Consider the following 21,302-nt stretch of genomic DNA (forward strand, 5'->3'; position numbering starts at 1 on the left):
ATGCCTCTGTTACCGCTATTTGAGAGTAAGAAAATAGCAAAGCAACAAAGGCCAGGGGAAGTGGGGCTTATGTCTTAAGCTGCAGCTGGTCTGCTTGAACGCACTGGGCGAGTCGGGCGCTTTGGTGGCTCTGGATTATGCGTTGGCAGCTGTGCCATTTTTTGCTGTAAACGGCGATATGGAATGAGTTTGTTTTCCAAACACTCGCGAATATCGTCAACGGTATAACCAGATTTCACTTTAATTCTTGCATGAGGAAGGCCGGCAGCATCAAGTGCTCCGGTTACAAACCAGTCTTTTTGTGATTTATAACCATCTTTGCCTTGGCTATGAACTAAGTCGATAGCAAGAACAGGACTCATGTCGTGTTTATCTACTAATACAAAGTCGAGCTGTCTGCTAGAAGCTCTGCTGATGGCTTGGCTTGCCGTCTTTTTATTTGCAGACTGGCGAACCGCCACTAAATCGTTAAGACGCACACGGCACACTATGCGAAACTCTCTTCCCATAGCCTGTTCGATAAGGTTTAAAAAAGAGTGCTCAACGGGGGTGAACAATTGCGGCTTTCGCCTAAATGGAAATGCGACACCGCCGTCTGACAACTTTATGGCACCCAGTGCAACGACAATAAGTAACATCATTAGAATAATTGCCAATTCCATCGTAACCCTCGCAAATTTCAATAGTTAAAGCCCACGGAATGCATAATAAAGAAGCCCGCTAAAGTGTTTATATCGAAAAAAGCTTGGGCTCCGTTTGCAGTTTGAGCGTCATAAAAATGACACTCACTGTTACCGTGGAGTAGTTGTTGATGATTTTGCAAAGCAGATGCCAACATGAGTAGATTTCGTAGTTGTCTTGCTAAAAGGGCTTATTTTGTTGTGGATGTAACAAGAATATCCACTTGAGAGCCAGTATTATCTGGGCTGATTATTACTCTGACCCCTTTATCTTCTGAGGATAACAACGTGCGGCCGCTAACTGGCGTGTGAGTTTTTAAAGCGGGGTGCGCCGTTTGGTAAACATTCAGTAATTCACTCGGGGAGCGAGGAGAGTGGTAAACCATTACTGCTGTCTTGCTTTCGTCAAATGCTTGGCATTGTCTTGCATCATCAGAAATCTTAACTTGCTGAAAATCAGAAGGGCAAGACATGATGCTTGGCTTACTAGGTGAAGAGTTGACGCTTTGTTTCTTAGTTTGGTTGTTAACTTGCGCATTTAATGAAGCGTCAACAGCAATGGTATCAGCTAAGCTGGCATTGCTCGCTGCTATCGCCAGTGTTAGACAAAATGTAAGTTTCTTAATGTTTAAATGCTGCATAGATAGATTCTTCACCCGATGTGCGATGTCTTTAATTGCTTAAACGATAGTAGAGTCGTAACGCTCGCGCTTCAACTAAACCTTGGTCTATTAACGTATACTTTTAGCGTTTTCCGTATTATCGAAGTGTGCATAAAAAAAGCTCGACAGCAGAACTATCGAGCTTTTCGTGAATGGACAATAGGCCTCAATTAGCGAAGGTTAAACGCCAATATAATCCATAATCCCTTCTGCGGCTTTACGGCCTTCGTCGATAGCAGTAACAACCAAGTCACTACCACGTACCATATCGCCACCGGCAAAGACTTGCGGGTGAGAGGTCTGGTAAGCAAATTTGCCAGCAGATGGCGCGCGTACGCGACCTTTTTCATCAAGCATAATGCCGAAGTCAGCAAACCATGGCGCAGGGCTGGGCTGGAAGCCGAAGGCGATAATTACCGCGTCTGCTTCTAGTACGTGCTCTGAACCTTCCACTTCAACAGGGCGGCGGCGACCATTGGCATCCGGTGGCCCCATTTCGGTTTTAACCAGCTTAACACCACATGCCTTACCGTTTTCATCTACTGCAATGTCTAGCGGCTGAAGATTGAATTTAAACTCAACCCCTTCTTCTTTCGCATTAACAACTTCGCGGCGAGAGCCTGGCATGCTTTCTTCGTCACGGCGGTATGCACAGGTAACTTGGGCAGCGCCTTGGCGGATTGACGTGCGAACACAGTCCATGGTGGTATCACCACCACCTAGCACAACAACACGCTTGCCTTTCATGTCAACAAAATCAGCAGGATCTTTTTCAAGACCCATTACGCGGTTGGTGTTGGCTATAAGGAAAGGAAGTGCATCATATACGCCTTCAACGTGTTCGTTGTCAAAGCCGCCTTGCATTGACTTGTACGTACCCATGCCTAAGAAAACGGCGTCGTACTTATCGATTAAGTCCTGGAACTGTATGTCTTTACCAATCTCAGTGTTAAGTACGAACTCAACACCCATCTCGGTAAAAATTTGGCGGCGTAGTTTGATTACGTCTTTCTCTAATTTAAAAGACGGGATACCAAATGTAAGTAGGCCACCAATTTCTTCGTATTTGTCGTAAACAACAGGTTTAACGCCGTTACGAACCAGGATATCAGCACATGCAAGACCAGCAGGGCCGGCACCTACAATCGCCACTTTCTTGTCGGTCCATACCACGTCAGACATATCTGGGCGCCAGCCCATTTTGAATGCTGTATCGGTAATGTACTTCTCAATACTACCGATAGTCACAGCGCCAAAATCGTCATTCAGTGTACATGCACCTTCGCACAGTCTGTCCTGTGGACATACGCGGCCGCATACTTCCGGCAAACTGTTGGTTTTATGAGAGAGTTCCGCAGCTTCCAAAATACGGCCTTCGTTCGCCAAGCTTAACCATTGTGGAATATAGTTGTGTACAGGACACTTCCATTCACAGTATGGGTTACCGCAGTCCAAGCAGCGATCTGCTTGGCCTTCGGTTTGAGATTGGCTCAGCGGTTGATAAATTTCCGCGAACTCTTGTTTACGTACCATGATCGGCTTTTTCGGCGGATCGATACGTTCAACATCGACAAATTGATATACGTTCTTTGCCATAAACTAAATCCTCCTACTGAGCCTGAATGCGTAATTCAGCACTTGAACGACTGATGTGACCAAGCAAGTTTTTCACATCACTGGTTTTTGGCTTAATAAGCTTGAAGCGTTTCAGCGTTGCGGCGAAGTCAGTAAGCAACGACAACGAGTGCTCGCTTCCTGTTTCTTCGTAATGCTGATTAATTAAGCCACGTAAGTGCTCAGCAAGAATCGCTTTATCTTCAATTGGCATTACATCGACCAGTTCCGCATTTACACGGTTATCAAGGTCGTCGCCATCATCCATAAGATAAGCAAAACCACCAGTCATACCTGCACCGAAGTTAACACCAACCGGACCAAGTACAGCCACGATACCGCCTGTCATATATTCACAGCCGTTATCGCCAATGCCTTCAACTACCGCAATAGCACCAGAGTTACGTACGCCAAAGCGCTCGCCAGCACGGCCAGCAGCAAACAGCTTACCGCCTGTTGCACCGTAAAGGCAGGTGTTACCCATAATGGCGCTGTCGTGGGCGTCGTAAGAGATATTGCGTGGTGGGTGAATAACAAGCTTACCGCCGGTCATCCCTTTACCTACATAATCGTTGGCATCACCTTCAAGGTGCATATGCAGGCCGCCAGCGTTCCACACACCGAAGCTCTGACCCGCTGTACCGGTAAGTTCAACTTTGATAGGTGTATCTTCAAAGTCGTGGTTACCGTGGTGTTTAGCGATTTCACCTGATAGCAATGCGCCGACAGAGCGATCCGTATTGCGAATCGGGTATTTAAGAGTAATAGATTTACCGTCAACAACCGCTTGCTGGCCGTCTTTAAGCATCTGCGCGTTCAATTCACCTTTATCGATAGGTGCGTTGGTCGTTTGTGAGCAGAATAAGCGCGTATGGTCGCCTGCTTTAGGCTGCGCTAGCAACGGAGACAAATCTAAACGGTTTTGCTTAGCGGTAATGCCATCTAAAACTTTAAGTAGCTCTGTGCGACCAACAAGGTCGTCGAACTTAGCAATACCCATAGACGCCATGATTTCACGCACTTCTTGAGCAATAAACTTGAAGTAGTTCATTACCATATCAGGTAAGCCAATGAAGTGGTCGTCACGCAGTTTTTGATCCTGCGTTGCAACACCGGTCGCACAGTTGTTCAAGTGGCAAATACGTAGATATTTACAGCCTAAAGCCACCATTGGACCTGTACCAAAACCAAAGCTCTCAGCGCCTAAAATACCGGCTTTTACTACGTCTAAGCCTGTTTTCAAACCACCGTCGGTTTGAACGCGTACTTTGTGACGTAAGCCGTTTTCAATAAGCGCTTGCTGAGTTTCAGATAAACCAAGCTCAAATGGGCTACCCGCATACTTAACTGATGTTAGCGGGCTTGCACCTGTACCGCCGTCGTAACCTGAAACGGTGATAAGGTCGGCATAGGCTTTCGCTACACCTGTTGCAATGGTGCCAACACCCGGCTCAGATACTAGCTTAACGGATATAAGTGCCGTTGGATTAACCTGTTTCAAATCGAAAATTAGCTGTGCCAAATCTTCAATTGAGTAAATATCGTGGTGTGGAGGTGGTGAAATAAGGGTTACACCTGGCACAGAGAAACGTAGCTGTGCGATGTATTTATTTACCTTATCGCCGGGAAGCTGACCGCCTTCACCCGGTTTTGCTCCCTGCGCCACTTTAATTTGAATAACGTTTGCGTTAACCAAATAGTGAGGCGTTACACCAAAGCGACCTGAAGCCACCTGCTTAATTTTAGAGTTCTTTTCAGTTCCAAAGCGAGAAGGGTGTTCGCCACCTTCCCCAGAGTTAGACTGACCGCCCAGGCGGTTCATGGCAATTGCTAGTGCTTCGTGCGCTTCAGGGCTTAGTGCACCAATTGACATTGCCGCAGTATCAAAGCGTGGGAATAAGTTTTCCGGTGCTTCTACTTTACTAATATCAATAGGGTCGCAATCAGGGTTTATAGCTAGCAAGTCGCGAATGTGCGCAGGCGCACGCTCGTTAACAAGCTTTGCATATTGCTGGTAGTCGTCGTAGTTACCAGACACCACAGCCTTTTGAAGCGTACTGACTACGTCTGGGTTATAGGCGTGATATTCGCCACCGTGCACGTATTTAAGCAAGCCGCCGTGATCGACAGATTTACGCTTAAGCCAAGCAATACGGTTTAGGTTGATAAGATCTTGCTGGAAATCATCGAAGCCCGCACCTTGAATGCGTGAGGTCACACCTTTAAAGCATAACTTCATCACTTCGTTGTTAATACCCACTGCTTCAAACAGTTTAGAGCTACGGTAGCTAGCAACAGTGCTAATACCCATTTTCGACATGATCTTGTACAAGCCTTTGTTGATACCCTTACGGTAGTTCAACGTGGCCTGCATAGGAGAAATATCTAGCTCGCCTTTTTCACAAAGCTGCTCAATAGTTTCATATGCTAGGAATGGGTAAACCGCAGTGGCACCTAAGCCAATCAACACCGCGAAATGGTGTGGATCGCGGGCACTTGCTGTCTCAACAACAACGTTAGCATCGCAGCGTAATGACTTTTCAACTAAGCGACGTTGTACCGCACCAACTGCCATCGCTGCAGGGATAACCAAGCGATTTTGTTTAATGTTTCTGTCAGACAGAATAACGAACGCAGCACGCTTGTTTTTAACCAGCATCTCGACTTCGTTACACACGCGCTCGATGGCTTTCTTCAAACCTTCTTGCGGCGCATATTGAAGCTCAACGACTTCTGAGTAGTAGTTGTCTGGGTTAAATTCGCGCAGTTGCTTAAGGTCGGTATACATTAGCACTGGCGAGTCAAACAATACGCGGTCAGCGTAACCTGAGGTTTCGCTAAATACGTTTTGCTCGCGGCCAATACAGGTTGCCAACGACATAACGTGGTTTTCACGTAGCGGGTCGATAGGCGGGTTAGTAACCTGTGCGAATTGCTGACGGAAATAGTCGTAAACCGTACGTTGGCGCGAGGACATAACCGCCATTGGCGTGTCATCACCCATTGAACCAACAGCTTCTTGACCGTCTTTCGCGAGTACTTTTACAACTTGTTGAATTTCTTCATAGCTGTAGGCGTGTAGCTTGTGGTACACCGCCATGGCATCGTCGTCAAACACGCGTTTACCAATTAATGACGCATCAAGCTTTTCAATTGGTGTAAGTCGACGAATATGCTTATCTAGCCACTCTTTATAAGGGTGACGTGCTTTTAAGTCTTCATCAATTTCAGTAGAGCGCCAGATTTTGCCTGTGTATGTGTCTACAGCAAGCATTTCACCTGGGCCTACACGGCCTTTTTCAATTACGTCAGCTTGCTCGTAATCCCAGATACCTACTTCTGAGGCTAGGGTAATGAAACCGTTCTTAGTAATAACGTAACGAGCAGGACGTAGACCATTTCTATCAAGGTTACAGGCAACGTGGCGACCGTTAGTCAAAACGATACCCGCTGGGCCGTCCCATGGTTCCATGTGCATAGAGTTAAACTCGTAAAATGCACGAAGATCATCGTCCATGGTCTTGTTGTTTTGATAGGCGGGTGGAACAAGTAACCGCATAGCACGGAATAAATCCATACCGCCGGCTAAGAATAGCTCCAGCATGTTATCCAGCGAGGATGAGTCTGATCCTTCAGTATTAACGAAAGGGGCTGCATCTTTAAGATCTGGAATAAGTGGCGTTGCGAATTTAGCAGCACGTGCCATGGCCCAGTCGCGGTTTCCTTTAATGGTGTTAATCTCACCGTTGTGCGCAAGGAAGCGGAAAGGCTGAGCAAGCGGCCAGCGTGGTAGTGTATTTGTTGAAAAGCGTTGGTGGAAAACGCAAATTGCGCTTTGCATACGCTCATCGGCAAGATCGTGATAAAAGGCAGGTAAGTCTTTTGGCATTACCAAGCCTTTGTAGATCGTTACCAAGCCTGACAAACAAGCTACGTAAAAATCGGGATCTTTCTCAAGACGTTTCTCAGCGCGGCGGCGGATCATATACAAACGACGCTCAAGGTCGCGTTTTCTCCAACCTGCTGGCGCGTTCACAAATACCTGTTCAATTTGTGGAACACCCGTTAGCGCTAATTCACCCAGTACTGAGTGGTCGACAGGCACTTCGCGCCAACCCACTACTGAAAGTGTTTCTTTTTCTAGTTCTTCATTAAGTACTTCACGCGCGGCTTGCGCAAGTACCGGGTCCTGACTTAAGAAAATCATGCCCACGCCGTATTTTTTGCTGAGTTTCCAGCCATTTTCTTCGGCGATTGCATGGAAGAACGCATCCGGTTTCTGTAGTAATAAACCACAGCCGTCACCGGTTTTCCCGTCGGCGGCGATACCGCCACGATGCTGCATACGGTCAAGACCGTGTATTGCAGTAGTTACCAATTCATGACTGGCTTCCCCATGAGTGTGAGCGATTAAGCCAAACCCACAGTTGTCCCGGGAATCATTGGGATTATATAAACTCATCTCTTAACTCCTTCAACCTTTTGACTGGGCAAGGTATGCGTTGCGTGTAGATGCGCCTAGGTTTGCGTATCACAACATTATTAGACGTCTTTTATGCCTGCGAGCGGTATTGCTCGCGGCGTGCGCCTTTCTTGTCGTTATTTTATTATTAGAGGATTCCAGTCGTTTCCGCATTTTTATGCATTATTGCGATGCGGGCCGTACAAAATACCCACATTAAAAACTAAAATCAAACGCTAAAAGTATAAGCTTTATAGTGAATTAGTATAAATATAATTAAATGTTTATTAATCAGTTGCTTACGTGTCGTCATTTATGTTTGTAACAAAAATGTTATCAGTATTGCAAAGTGAATAACTCACCCCTTATAAATGATATTACTTCTCATTTGCGTTTTATTAATGAATAAATATGCTTTGAAATTGATGTTTTATGTTGTCAGTAGCGGTTTGCGGTGTATTTTTATTAATTTGTAAAGCTATGGTTCCACTAATATAAGTAGTTTGCTATATTGGTTGAAAATTAACCACAGGTAAGGCTCGTGGTGCGCTGAAGGATGTTGATAGAGAGCCCTGTGTGGGAATTGAGTGTACGCTTATGTGAAAGGCGAAGAATAAAAATTCACTGTGGTGGCGTGCTGTTAAGACAATAAGGATTATTGTATGAATACACTACATGCTTCACCACTGCCTATATTTAGTATAGATGATCATATTCTAACTGGCGACAATATCACCTTCAGGCTTTCTCCTAATACATCTGGGCGTTTTCAATCTGGATCTCCCGATACTATTGTTATTCATTTTACCGCCGGTAGTAGCCTTTCATCTTCGGTGAATGTCTTGACCAATGCCGATAGCGGTGTGTCAGCTCATTTTGCCGTTGGACGCAATGGTGACATTGTCCAAATGCTTCCGACTAATAAAATAGCGTGGCACGCAGGAGAAAGTTATTACGAGGGGCGTAGTGGCTTGAATCAGTACTCTATCGGCATTGAATTAGACAATGCCGGCCAGCTTAAGGCTAGAGGAGACGGCACCTTTGAAAGTTGGTTTGGCGAAATTTTTGGCGAGAATGAAGTATTAGCTGCCCAGCACATTAACCAACAGTCTATGGGCTATTGGCACAAGTACACCGACGTACAAATTGTTAGGACGCTATCGCTGTGTAAAGCGTTGTGTAGCCACTACAACATCTCTACTATCGTCGGGCACGAAGAAATAGCGCCGTCACGAAAGGTCGATCCTGGCCCCGCTTTTCCCCTTCAAAGACTCAAAGCCGCTGTTTTGCAAAGTGATAGTGAAAGGTGGGCAACTGAGTCAAGTGATTCGAATTCACAGCGAGAGGCGCATGATCAAATTCAGCGGGATCTCGCTAGCCCTGTAAAGAGGGTGGCCAATGTAAGTGTCAATTCGCTGAATGTGAGAAAAGGGCCAGATGTTTCGTACCCAACTGTCGAGAACGGTTTGAATAAGGGCGAAGTGCTAAAAATACTGGAAAAGCGAGGGGAGTGGGCGAAAGTGTCTTACACGAAGGTGGGATGGGTGAATACCAAATACATTAATGAAATTACTGAAAAGTCGCCTTTCAAATCCTAATTCTGAGCAGGGCCACAGAGTTATGCTTTGACAAACCGCATTCCCGAAAAGAGGAAAGCCTGATAGGATAACCGCAAAATAAGCTTAAATTAGACGTACATGCATTCAGATTCACCAAACGATTCTTGGGCAATTCGCTTTGCCCAATTTGTTCAGCGTTTTGGCACTCTAAAGCTCAGCATATTGTTTGTTGTTCTTTCGCTTGTGTTTACGCTAGGGGGCTCATACGTAATTCGCGTGAGCATGGGAAGCCAGGTTCAGCCCGATGACTTCATCAGTGCTGTAGTACTGACCATGTTATCTGCGCCTTGGGTACTTTATTTCTTTAGTGAGTTAATCAAGCAATTAGAAAACTCACGTACCAACTTAAAGGAAGTGGTAAGCCAGTTGGAAAGTTTGCGTGAAGAAGATGTCTTTCTTAACCGCGAACTTCAAAGCAACATCAGACAGCTTAATCACGAGATAGAGCAGCGCAAGCAAGCACAAGAAGAGCGTGAGGCGCTGTTTAAAGACTTAGAAAAAGAAATTCAGGATAAATCAGAACAAGAAGCACAAGCACGCCGCTTATCAACCTTGTTACGTTCAATCATCGATGCCTCACCAGACTTAATATATTACCGAAATGAAGAAGGCAGGTTTGCTGGTTGTAACCGTATAGCGGAGCTTATGACGGGCAAAACCGAGCAAGAGCTGCTTGGCTTAACGCCAAAAGACGTATATGAGGAAGAGCTTGCCCGCCAAATTGTAGCGAGTGATCACGAAGTTCTAGAAACCAACGCCAGTATCACAGAAGAGCTGTGGCTTCGCTTTGCTGATGGACGTCGTCGTTACTTCGAAATGAAGCGTGTACCTTTCTTCGATAAAGACGGTAATCGCCTCGGCTTGTTGTCGTTCGGTCGAGACATGACTGAGCGTAAGCAAGCTGAAAATGCTGCTGCAAAAGCAAGTACCGACAAAACTCGCTTTATCGCAACCATAAGTCATGAGCTACGCACACCGCTAAACGGTATTGTGGGCTTAAGCCGTATGCTGCGTGATACCGAGTTGAGTGAAGAACAATTTAACTGGGTAAGTACGATATACGCCAGCGCTATAACATTAGGTAATATTTTTAACGATATTATCGACCTTGATAAGTTAGACAGAGATAAGCTTGAGCTGAGTCTAAAAACCATATCGTTGAAAGACTTTACCGAAGAACTTAGCAGCATTATTCGTCTACTTGCAGCCGACAAACAGCTAGAGCTTAAAACGACAATTAACGAGCCGCTTCCCCGTCTTGTTGAAATAGATGGTACGCGCCTTCGTCAGATATTATGGAACATCCTGTTTAACGCAGTGAAGTTCACACAAAAAGGTCACGTAAGTTTAACGGTTTCATCGACAAAACCTGATGGTGATAAGGCGTATGTAACATTTGTGATTGAAGACACGGGCGTAGGTATTCCTGAAAGCGAAATTGATAAGATTTTTGCCATGTACTATCAGGTTGATCACCCTGACCACCAATCGGCCACAGGTACCGGTATTGGATTGGCAATTTGTAAGCAAATGGTCGACTTGATGAAAGGTGAAATTCACGTTTCAAGTAAAGTGGGTAAAGGCACCCGTTTTGAAATTGTGTTGCCAGTTCAAATTTCTAATAGCCCGATGAAAGTCGCGCAGCTTCAAGTGACAGGGCTCAATATCTTGTTAGTAGAAGATATTGAATTGAACGTCATGGTCGCTAAAGCCTTGCTCGAGAAGCTTGGCCAGAAAGTCGATGTAGCAATGACCGGTCAAGAAGCCATAGACAAAGTCAGGGAAAACCAATACGACCTTATCTTGCTTGATATTCAATTGCCTGACATGACAGGATTCGATGTGGCAAGTACGATTATTGAAGAAGATCTGGTTATGCAAACGCCCATCGTGGCGCTAACGGCAAACGTCATTAAAAAGCGTGATGAATACTTAGAAAACGGTATGGATGACGTTATTGCGAAGCCGATTAAAAAATCTCGCGTTATCGAGGTGTTTAACGAGCTGTTCCATGCACCACCTGCACCGCTTGAAATTGATGGCGAAGTAGAGCGCCCTGAACCTAACAAAACATTAAGTAACATTTTAGATATGGACTTGTTACAGATGTTAGTTGATACCATAGGGGATGAAATGGTGCGCGCTAGCGTTAAAGTATTCCAAGAAAAAATGCCTGAATACATGGAAATACTGCAGCTAAGCTTAAGTGCGGACGAAAAGTCAGAAGTGTGCTCACAGGCTCACAAAATTAAAGGCGCCGCTGGCTCTGTTGGTTTGGCTCGTGTACAGCGTATTGCTAATCAAATTCAGCAAGGCGACCATCCGACTTGGTGGGAGAACGTGCATGATTGGGTGGAAGAGCTACAAATGGCCGTTCAGCACGACATGAAGGCACTACACGATTGGCTGAATGAACAGCAGGTTGATGACTAGTTAGCATAACGCGCTCTTTAATAGGTAACGTAAAAAAGAGGGCTTGCCCTCTTTTTTGTTATAAAAACTGCGCTAGATAAAGCGGTCAGAGCTGCGTTGCTAAGTAGCTAAGCCTCTCCTTAAAAAAAGCGGCAGGCTGAACTTATTTATACAGTGGTAAAAGGAATTAATGCGATGACAATTAGCGCACAACAAGAAACCGTGTTTTCAAATAATCAGCTCAGTGTTGAGGAAATTCCCTCACTTCAAACGCTCGCATTACTTCCTATATCCAAAAAGTACCGGACACTAAATATCCTCTCCATTGGATTGATAGCCTTAGTGCTAATCGGTATTGCTTCTGCGTTACGACTCCAAAGCTTTTGGTCATTGCCAGAAGGTCTGCAGCAAGCCTACCCGTATGTTGTTGCTGGTATCGTCGCTGTAGGCTCTCTATGGGCGCTGTACCACTTTTTTGCTGATGTACGCATATTTTATGCGATTCGAGAGCAAGACATCAGTAAGCAGTCAGGGCTAATTTTTAGAAAACTTTCGTGCCAACCTATTTTGCGTGTTCAGCATGTAGAGGTTAATCGCGGTCCATTGGACAGGTGGGCGGGTCTTGCCTCACTTCAGGTGTTTTCGGCTGGTGGTGAAATGCACACGTTTGAAATACCTGGGTTAAGCATTGAAAGGGCAGAGCAGTTGCGTGAGTTCATTCTTGCTCATAAAGACATAGGTGCACGCTAATGACGGTATCAGAAACGCCCTCACACCAAGCGCCTACACTTAATCAGTCAAAAGAGCTGAAAGAAGATGCTGCGCTCAAGTCCCATGGGCAAGATGCTAATATGGAAGAACCGAAACTTAAAGTAGAAACGGGTGATGAGTGGCAGCGCCTCTCTCTAATTTCTATTTTGTATTTTACTATTCGCAATTTTACCAACTCGGCTCAAGTGCTTATTTATACCATTCCCGCCTTAGCCATATCGTTCAATATTTGGGATAACCTGCTGTCGCCTGAAGTACTAATCGGTGCTGGAATCCTCTTTCTATCTACCAGTGTCAGCGGCGTAATAAGCTTTTTAATGTACAAGTTTCGCGTGCACAACCAGCACGTTGAGATTCATCATGGCGTGTTTCAACGCCGCTATACCAACTTGCCTTTGTGGCGCATTCAAAACGTTAAGATAGAACGCCCTTTTTATTACCGACCTTTTGGGTACGCGCTAGTGGTGCTTGATACCGCAGGAAGTGGGAAAGAAGAAGCTAAAATTGTAGCGGTTCCTGAAGATTATGCTGAAGCGCTAAAAAAGCAGGTGTTGTATGAAAAAGCTCTGCACGATGAGGGTGACCTGGATTGTTTGCCAAATGAAGATTTATCCGACGAGCAGAGTTCATCTTTCCCCACGCCACGAACGCGCGCTAAAGCGGTAGATTCTTCCCATTCAAATGAAGAAGTATTAAATCGACGGTCCGTGAAAGACATTATTATTCACGGTATCACCAACAATCGCGTGTGGATCATACTGGGTGCTGCGGCACCTTTCTATGACGATGTGTTCGGTCTGGTTTCAGAGTGGTTAGCCGATAAAGGCTTGCAGCTTAATCAGCTGGTTGGTGAACAAACGGTTGCGTGGTGGCAATTTGGATTGTATGCCTTTGTCATTCTCATGATGCTTATGGCGTTAGTGGCACTGCTGAGTGTTGGTGGCGCGCTTTTCACTTTTTACGGCTACACACTTTCACGAACAGGTGATCGCTATATCCGTCGCAGCGGCTTGCTTAATAAACTGGAAGTCAGCATGCGAGCTTCACGCATCCAAATGATTACGGCGAAGCAAGACTGGCTGGATAAAATACTAAAGCGGGTGAATTTGTATTTTGAGCAGAACTCAACGGCTGGGCAGCAAATGCAAGAACTGATGTCGCCAAATAAGCTTATTGTGCCATCGGTAACCGAAGATGAAGCCTTCGCGCTTAGTCAAGAAGTGATGCCTGGATGTGACCTGCGAGGTCAAGATTATCAAACCATTAGTAAGCGATTTATTACTTTTTGGTTGCTTGCGGGCTGGACGTTGCCTTTTATTACCTTTTTCACTATTGGCGCTGTGTCATCCCATCTAGATATTATGCTAGGTTCACTCGTTGTCTTTAGTGCGGTATCGCTGTTACTCACGCTTAGGTGGTGGCGATGGGGTATAGCCTACGACAGTAAGTACGTTTATATAAGGCGAGGTAGAATAGGCATCGACTATCAATGCTTTGAGCCCTATAAAGCGCAGCAAGTTATCGTTAAGCAAAGCGTGTTTATGAAGCGAAGAAAACAGGCCACCGTTAAGTTTGTACTGGCTTCGGGGGCGGTGACTGTGCCGTTTCTACCAGAAGACTACGTTAATAAACTAGCAGATAGTGTGCTATTCGAGGTGGAGTCAACCAGAAGGTCTTGGATGTAACGTACACTGTTTCTTTGAGCGCTGTTTTTTTATACGTTTTTTATGCAAATAGACCGAGTTTATGTAATGGTAGGTATTTAGTTGCTTAACCTTGCGTCTATATGGATATTCTTGATTACAGTGTCATCGCGATTTACCTCATCACGTTACTCGTCATCGGCTTTAGCTTGCGTGGACAGCAGTCAAAGAAAGATTATTTTCTCGCTGGAAGAAGCTTAAGTTGGAAACCGCTGTTACTTTCAGTGATGGCGACGCAACTCTCGGCGGTCAGTTTCGTTTCCGCTCCTGCATTTGTCGGCTTCCGTGAGGGTGGAGGGCTGATTTGGCTCTCTTATGAACTAGCAGTTCCGTTAGCCATGCTTTTACTCATTACCACCGTGTTGCCTACATTATACCGAAGCGGTGTGGTGAGTATTTATGACTATCTTGAGCGACGTTTCTCTACCTCTACCCGTATTTGTATCAGTGTTGTATTTCAATTTAGCAGAGCCTTCGCTACCGGCATAATGGTTTACGCGCTATCCATTATATTGCAAGGAACCATGCAGGTTTCATCCACGCAGGCAATATTACTCATTGGTGTGATTACCGTTTTGTACTCCTTACAAGGAGGCATGAAAGCAGTTGTATATGGTGACGCGGTACAAATGGTTGTCATCGTTTTGGGCACAGCTATCTGCATTGCTTTTGGTCTTAACGCATTAGGCGGTTGGGAGCATTTTTTACAGTTACTTCCAAGCGAGCGGGTCTCTACCCTTAATTTTTCATCTCTGGGTTTTGATGGTGACGGCTTCGGCTTTTTTCCTATGGTGCTAGGTGGCGTGATCCTTTACGCCTCATACTACGGTTGTGATCAATCAGAAGCACAGAGGGCATTGTCAGCGAAATCGGAAAGCGATCTTAAAAAGATGATGTTAGCCAATGGCATTTTTAGGTTCCCTATAACACTTCTATATTGTTTAGCAGGCTTGGTGGTCGGCACACTAGCGTTTAACGACGCCAACTTGCTTTCGCAAATTCCTAAAGATAATCCTGACTGGCTTATGCCGGTCTTTATTCTTAATTATTTACCTCATGGGCTTATCGGCTTGCTTGTGGTCGCTATTCTTGCTGCAGCCATGTCATCACTGAGCTCAGCAATAAACTCTCTTGCCGCTGTTTCGCTTGAAGATTATTTCAAGCTCACTCGGAAACGCGCAAAACCTGAAGGCTACTTGAGTCATGCTAAGTTTGCGGGCTTGCTTTGGGGAGGGATTATTTTGCTGCTTTCGCTCAATGCTGGCGATATAGCGCCTACCGTAATAGAAGCGGTGAACAAAGTGGGCTCTGTTTTTTTTGGTCCTGTCTTGGCTGTGTTTCTACTTGGCATGCTAACGAAGAAGATAAATGCCACACAGGTCAATACCGCCCTGATGTGTGGCGTGCTGACTAATTTGTCGTTCGCATTTTTTGTCGAGGACGTGTTTTGGTTTTGGTGGAATGTAACGGGGTTTGCGAGCACAGTGATACCCGCTATTATCTTGTCTGCTTTGTCAGCTAATGATGAAAACGATACAGCGACGATCACCACCTCTGGTCAACGACGCTTACTGATTGATAAGCCGATTGCAACCCTATTGCTTGGCTATTTTTGCTTATTGGTCGTTGTTTGCTACTTAATGCCGCGTTGGCTGCAGTAGACTCCGTGATTTACGCCTCTACTGTTTTGGCGACTGAGTCTCTCAGAATAATCTGATCTTTGCCCGCGTGCTTAGCTTCGTATAAGCGCGCATCAGCCACTTCTAACTGCGACTCCAAGCACTTGTGTTCCTCGGTACATACACCGATACTGCACGTAATATTAAACTTGTGATTGGTAAAAATAGTAGAGCGCACTGCATCCATAAACGCTGAAAGCGCAGATAAGTAAACCTTGGGCGGCCTTACCGATACTACGGTAAATTCTTCGCCACCGTAGCGCACAATTAGGTCGTCAGGGAAGTAATCTTTTAACAATGCAGCAAATTCCTGCAATAACATGTCACCCGTTTTATGGCCGTACGTATCGTTTACGCTCTTGAAGTTGTCAGCATCGATCATAGACACAATGACATCCTTTCTCGACGCTTTATTGGCAAATAACTCTTCTGCTCTTTCGTAGAGAAAACGGCGATTATATACCTTAGTTAGCGGGTCTAAGTTTGCTGAATTTCTAATAGTTTGAATCATTTCTTGTGATTCAAGGTTTTGCATAATTCTGCAGTAGAATTCTTCGTGATAAAACGGTTTGGACAAGAAGTCATTGGCGCCGCTTTTAATGAATTTCGAGGTCAACACGCTATCGCCGTTTGCCGATAAACCGATAAATACCAAGTCTTGCATGCGTTTTTCGTGGCGTATTGCTTTAACCAGTTCATAACCGTCCATATTGGGCATACGGTGATCGGCAATAACCATTTTAATATCGCGGTGATTATCAAGCTCTTCCAACGCTTCTAAGCCATCGTTCGCTTCATGCACCTGAAATTGGAATTTGCGAAGTAATGAGCAAATGTGATTTCGGCTCGTTCTAGAATCTTCCACTACCAACACTTTGGTAGTGAGGTTCTTTCTTAAGCGGTCTACAAGTTTAGACACTTGAAGGTATGAATAGCGAGACTCTTTTGTGATGTAATCCAGTACGCCCTGATCGAGTAGCTGAGCACGAGTAAATTCGTCGAAATTCCCAGTAAGCACGATTGTTGGAACGTTGTAGGAAAGTGCAAGTTCAACGCTCTCGCCGTTGGGCGCGTCGGGAAGGTTTAAGTCGACGATAGCTGCCAAGTAGTCGGTATCGCTCTCGAGGGCACTTTTAGCTTCCGCAAGATCTTCGCACAGATCACACGTAAAGTGAGGATTATCCTCAATAAGTTTGTTTACAATCTTTCGGACAGTGAGACTGTCTTCTACTACAAGAACTTTATACATGTGATTTACTCTCGGCACTTAGGCTTCGATAATAACCAATTGCAGACGAAAAAGCCCTCTGCAAGAGGGCTTTTTAAACTAATGTCTAAATAACTTTTATCTTATGTAACACTGTGTTGTATTAACTTTGTTCAACCGGAATACGCACAGAGCCTTCCATCAAAACACGCGCACTTCTGCTCATTACAGCTTGCTTAATTTGCCATTTGTTATCTTCAAACGTCGCTTTAGCACCTACTCTTAGCGTTCCTGATGGATGCCCAAAAGTAACTGAGTCTCTGTCACTGCCGCCTGCTGCAAGATTCACCAAGGTTCCTGGAATGGCGGCTGCGGCGGCAATAGCTACAGCTGCCGTGCCCATCATAGCATGATGAAGTTTCCCCATAGACAGTGCGCGAACCAATACATCAATGTCTGAACCCAAAATATCTTTGCCACTGGATGCTTGGTAACCTCTTGGAGGTGCAACGAACGCGACTTTTGGTGTGTGTTGCCTGTTTGCAGCTTCACCCACATCATTGATGAGCCCCATCTGAACCGCGCCGTGTGCACGAATAGCTTCGAACTTGGACAGCGCCTCGGCGTCGCTGTTTATGTCATCCTGCAGTTCAGTGCCTGTGTAGCCAATATCTTCTGCGTTGATGAAAATAGTAGGAATACCCGCGTTTATCATGGTCGCCTGAAGTGAGCCTACGCCTGGAACTTCAAGTGTGTCGACTAATCGTCCTGTCGGGAAGATTGCCCCTTCACCGTCAGCTGGGTCTACGAAGGCTACTTCTACTTCTGCGGCAGGGAAGGTGACACCGTCTAGTTCAAAATCACCCGTTTCCTGTACTTCCCCGTTAGTCATTGGCACCTTAGCGATAATGGCTTTGTTGATATTGGCTTGCCAAATATTGACGGTGGCAATGCCGTTTTCTGGTAATTTACTTCTATCTACCAGCCCATTGGTTATCGCAAATGCGCCTACGGCTGCCGTTAGGTTTCCGCAGTTACCACTCCAGTCTACGAATGGCTTGTCTATGGCTACTTGACCAAATAGGTAGTCGACATCGTAACCTTCACGTTCACTTTTGCTTAAGATAACGGTTTTGCTGGTACTTGATGTAGCACCACCCATACCGTCAGTTTGTTTACCGTATGGATCGGGGCTTCCGATAACGCGCAGAAGCAGGGCATCGCGCGCCGAACCTGGCTTTTGCGCGGCTTCTGGCAAATCGGTTAAATTGAAAAACACACCCTTACTGGTACCGCCACGCATGTAGGTAGCCGGTACTCGAAGTTGTGGCGCATACTTTGTCATGTTTTTTCCTTTCGTCGGTATGAGTGCGTTGAGGCACAGTTGAAACACGCCGTAAATACATCCTTGTAGGCTCTCGGGGCGCGTCCATGCGCCCCGAAGGTTTCAACCGTGCCTCAACGCACTCTTAAACTAAAAACTATTTTATCTGGAGAGAAGTAAGGTTGTTCGTGATTTGAAATACGCTGTGAACACATCCATGTGCGCTCCCCAGCCGCATCCTTGCGGCTGGAGGGTTTCAAATCACAAACAACTTCCAACCAAACTAGCTGATACTAGCTACGGAGGAGGTGGATTAGTTTCAGGGCCCTCAACTCGCAAGGATGCGAGTTGGGAGCCTATAGGGACGTATTTAGGGCGTGCCCTATGACTAACTTATCTCCCAGCTAAGTAAACCGATGCAATATTGGCCGAACTTAAGTGGGGGAGGTGGGTCAGTTTCAGGGCCCTCAACTCGCAAGGATGCGAGTTGGGAGCCTACAAGGACGTATTCACGGCGTGCCCTGTAACTGATTCACCTCCTCCCACTGAAAGGTCTTCCTATCACAATCAGCTAGCTTCAGCTTCTAAGAAGTCCTTGGCGAAGCGCTGTAATACCCCGCCTGCGCTGTAAATAGAGACTTCTTCTGCTGTGTCTAAGCGACAGGTTACCGGTACTTCTAATTGCTCGCCGTTTTGACGGTTCACTACCAGTGTTAGCGTTGCACCTGGTGACGGTTCGCCGCTAACGTCGTAAGTTTCTGTGCCATCTAGCTCTAGTGTTTTACGCGTAGTTCCCGGTTTAAACTCAAGCGGTAATACGCCCATACCAATAAGGTTAGTACGGTGAATACGTTCGAAACCTTCAGCTACAATCACTTCAACACCCGCAAGGCGCACGCCTTTGGCTGCCCAGTCACGTGACGAGCCCTGACCGTAGTCAGCGCCGGCTACAATAATCAGCGGCTGTCTGCGGTTCATGTAGGTTTCAATAGCTTCCCACATGCGCATAACTTGTCCTTCTGGCTCAACGCGCGCCAGTGAACCTTGCTTCACTTCACCGTTTTCAAGCACCATCTCGTTGAACACTTTCGGGTTCGCAAGGGTAGCGCGCTGTGCGGTTAAGTGGTCACCACGGTGTGTGGCATACGAGTTAAAGTCTTCTTCCGGTAAGCCCATTTTGTGGAGGTATTCACCTGCCGCGCTGCTGGCTAAAATAGCGTTTGAAGGCGACAAGTGATCGGTGGTGATGTTATCTCCCAAAATAGCCAGTGGACGCATACCTTTCATGGTGCGCTCAGCATCCATCGCGCCTTCCCAATAGGGCGGGCGACGAATGTAGGTGCTCATTTCACGCCAGTCATAAAGCGGGTTAATGTCTTTTCCGTAGTCCACGCTTAAATCGAACATTGGCTCGTACACTTTTCTGAAGTGCTCTGGTTTAACCGATTTCGCTACAATAGCGTCAATTTCTTCATCGCTTGGCCAAATATCTTTAAGCGTTACTGGGTTGCCTTCTTTGTCGGTGCCCAATATGTCTTTTTCAATATCAAAGCGCACGGTACCGGCGATGGCGTAAGCTACAACCAGTGGTGGCGATGCTAAGAATGCTTGCTTTGCGTAAGGGTGAATACGGCCGTCGAAGTTACGGTTACCCGACAATACTGCTGTTGAGTAAAGATCGCGGTCGATGATCTCTTGCTGAATTTTAGGGTCTAGCGCGCCGCTCATACCGTTACAGGTAGTGCACGCAAAGGCAACCACGCCAAAGCCTAAATCTTCCAGCTCGCTCATCAGGTTAGCTTCTTCAAGATACAGCTTAACGGCCTTAGAGCCTGGTGCTAGTGAGCTCTTAACCCACGGCTTACGGGTTAAACCGCGCGCGTTGGCATTTCGAGCAAGTAAACCTGCAGCAATTACATTGCGTGGGTTCGATGTATTAGTACAGCTTGTGATTGCCGCGATAATAACCGCGCCATCAGGCATTTTGCCTTCCTCCTCGGTCCACTTCGCTGCTATACCGCGACTTTCTAAATCGCTGGTAGGTAAACGTGCGTGTGGGTTAGAAGGGCCAGCCATGTTACGGCCAACAGCAGAAAGGTCGAACGTAAGCACCCGCTCGTACTCGGCGGTTTCTAAGTCATCAGCCCATAAACCTGTGTGCTTAGCATATTGCTCAACAAGTGCAATTTGCTTTTCCTCACGCCCTGTTAAGCGTAAGTAATCGATGGTTTGCTGGTCAATGTAGAACATGGCTGCAGTGGCGCCATACTCCGGTGTCATGTTCGAAATAGTAGCACGGTCGCCCAGCGTCAGGTGCGATGCACCTTCACCATAGAATTCAAGGTAAGCAGAGACTACGCGCTCTTTACGCAAGAATTCAGTAAGCGCTAATACAATGTCGGTAGCCGTAATACCTGGCTGTGGTTTGCCGGTAAGTTCAACACCTACAATGTCGGGCAAACGCATGTAAGACGCGCGGCCCAGCATTACGCTTTCCGCTTCAAGACCGCCCACACCTACGGCAATAACGCCAAGAGCATCAACATGCGGCGTATGGCTGTCTGTACCCACTAGCGTATCAGGGAATGCAACGCCGTCACGAGCTTGAATAACCGGTGACATACGCTCCAAGTTAATTTGGTGCATAATGCCGTTACCCGGAGGGATGACATCCACGTTTTTAAACGCGGTTTTTGTCCAGTTTATGAAGTGGAAACGGTCGTCGTTACGTCTGTCTTCGATAGCACGGTTTTTCTCAAACGCATCTTTTTCAAAACCAGCGTGTTCAACGGCTAACGAGTGATCAACAATCAGTTGGGTTGGCACAACCGGGTTTACTTTAGCCGGATCGCCGCCTTTTGCTGCAATAGCATCGCGAAGGCCCGCTAAGTCTACCAGTGCCGTTTGCCCCAAGATATCATGACACACCACACGAGCAGGAAACCACGGAAAGTCCAAGTCGCGCTTGCGATAAATCAGCTGTTTAAGTGAGTCGGTAAGCATTTCAGGGGCGCATTTACGCACCAAGTTCTCAGCCAGTACACGTGAGGTGTAAGGCAGCTTGGCGTAGGCGCCAGGCTCAATAGCATCTACCGCTTCACGGGTATCGAAAAAATCGATACCCGCGTTTGGAAGCGGTTTACGGTAATCAATATTCATAAAACCCCAA

At 46.2% G+C, this 21,302-nt stretch carries 12 protein-coding genes; 5 read left to right on the top strand and 7 right to left on the bottom strand.

Annotated features, from left to right (window positions below):
- Positions 1-74 precede the first annotated feature (74 nt).
- The 4 genes from QME20_RS06495 to gltB all read right to left on the bottom strand — a co-directional run bounded on the left by QME20_RS06495 (position 75) and on the right by gltB (position 7,418).
- Positions 75-662 carry a DUF2726 domain-containing protein gene (locus QME20_RS06495; RefSeq protein WP_014950547.1) on the bottom strand — a complete coding sequence of 196 codons (588 nt, stop codon included), beginning with the start codon at positions 660-662 and terminating at the stop codon, positions 75-77.
- Between the two features lie 209 nt (positions 663-871).
- A complete protein-coding gene (locus QME20_RS06500) occupies positions 872-1,321 on the bottom strand; it encodes a hypothetical protein (protein ID WP_014980147.1) in 450 nt (149 codons plus the stop codon).
- 201 nt (positions 1,322-1,522) lie between these two features.
- Complete coding sequence (locus QME20_RS06505; protein ID WP_281715646.1) at positions 1,523-2,938, bottom strand: FAD-dependent oxidoreductase; 1,416 nt, start codon at positions 2,936-2,938, stop codon at positions 1,523-1,525.
- A 13-nt stretch (positions 2,939-2,951) separates the two neighbouring features.
- The gene (gltB, locus tag QME20_RS06510) at positions 2,952-7,418 is read right to left on the bottom strand and encodes a glutamate synthase large subunit (RefSeq protein ID WP_281715647.1); all 4,467 of its coding nucleotides are present in this window, start codon (positions 7,416-7,418) and stop codon (positions 2,952-2,954) included.
- Positions 7,419-8,080: 662 nt separating this feature from the next.
- Between gltB and QME20_RS06515 the strand changes: the two genes are divergently transcribed.
- From QME20_RS06515 to QME20_RS06535, 5 genes are all read left to right on the top strand, one after another.
- Positions 8,081-9,016, top strand: a complete 936-nt coding sequence (locus tag QME20_RS06515; RefSeq protein ID WP_281715648.1) for an N-acetylmuramoyl-L-alanine amidase — start codon at positions 8,081-8,083, stop codon at positions 9,014-9,016.
- Between the two features lie 99 nt (positions 9,017-9,115).
- A complete protein-coding gene (gene arcB, locus QME20_RS06520) occupies positions 9,116-11,470 on the top strand; it encodes an aerobic respiration two-component sensor histidine kinase ArcB (RefSeq protein WP_014950541.1) in 2,355 nt (784 codons plus the stop codon).
- 174 nt (positions 11,471-11,644) lie between these two features.
- Positions 11,645-12,199, top strand: coding sequence for a PH domain-containing protein (locus QME20_RS06525; RefSeq protein ID WP_281715649.1), 555 nt, complete (start codon positions 11,645-11,647; stop codon positions 12,197-12,199).
- Positions 12,199-13,905: a PH domain-containing protein gene (locus QME20_RS06530; protein WP_281715650.1), complete on the top strand. Its 1,707-nt coding sequence runs from the start codon at positions 12,199-12,201 to the stop codon at positions 13,903-13,905. Before QME20_RS06525 ends, QME20_RS06530 begins: the two co-directional genes overlap by 1 nt.
- Before the next feature lie 101 nt (positions 13,906-14,006).
- The gene (locus QME20_RS06535) at positions 14,007-15,584 is read left to right on the top strand and encodes a sodium/solute symporter (protein WP_281715651.1); all 1,578 of its coding nucleotides are present in this window, start codon (positions 14,007-14,009) and stop codon (positions 15,582-15,584) included.
- A gap of 10 nt (positions 15,585-15,594) precedes the next feature.
- On the opposite strand, the gene QME20_RS06540 is transcribed toward QME20_RS06535, so the two are convergent.
- The 3 genes from QME20_RS06540 to acnD form a co-directional block, all read right to left on the bottom strand.
- The gene (locus QME20_RS06540) at positions 15,595-16,851 is read right to left on the bottom strand and encodes a response regulator (RefSeq protein ID WP_281715652.1); all 1,257 of its coding nucleotides are present in this window, start codon (positions 16,849-16,851) and stop codon (positions 15,595-15,597) included.
- 121 nt (positions 16,852-16,972) lie between these two features.
- Complete coding sequence (gene prpF / locus QME20_RS06545; protein ID WP_281715653.1) at positions 16,973-18,154, bottom strand: 2-methylaconitate cis-trans isomerase PrpF; 1,182 nt, start codon at positions 18,152-18,154, stop codon at positions 16,973-16,975.
- 546 nt (positions 18,155-18,700) lie between these two features.
- Positions 18,701-21,292, bottom strand: coding sequence for a Fe/S-dependent 2-methylisocitrate dehydratase AcnD (gene acnD, locus QME20_RS06550; RefSeq protein ID WP_110288188.1), 2,592 nt, complete (start codon positions 21,290-21,292; stop codon positions 18,701-18,703).
- Positions 21,293-21,302: the final 10 nt, after the last annotated feature.

Origin of the sequence: Alteromonas sp. CyTr2 (genome assembly GCF_947311905.1) — a bacterium.
Taxonomy (GTDB): domain Bacteria; phylum Pseudomonadota; class Gammaproteobacteria; order Enterobacterales; family Alteromonadaceae; genus Alteromonas; species Alteromonas macleodii.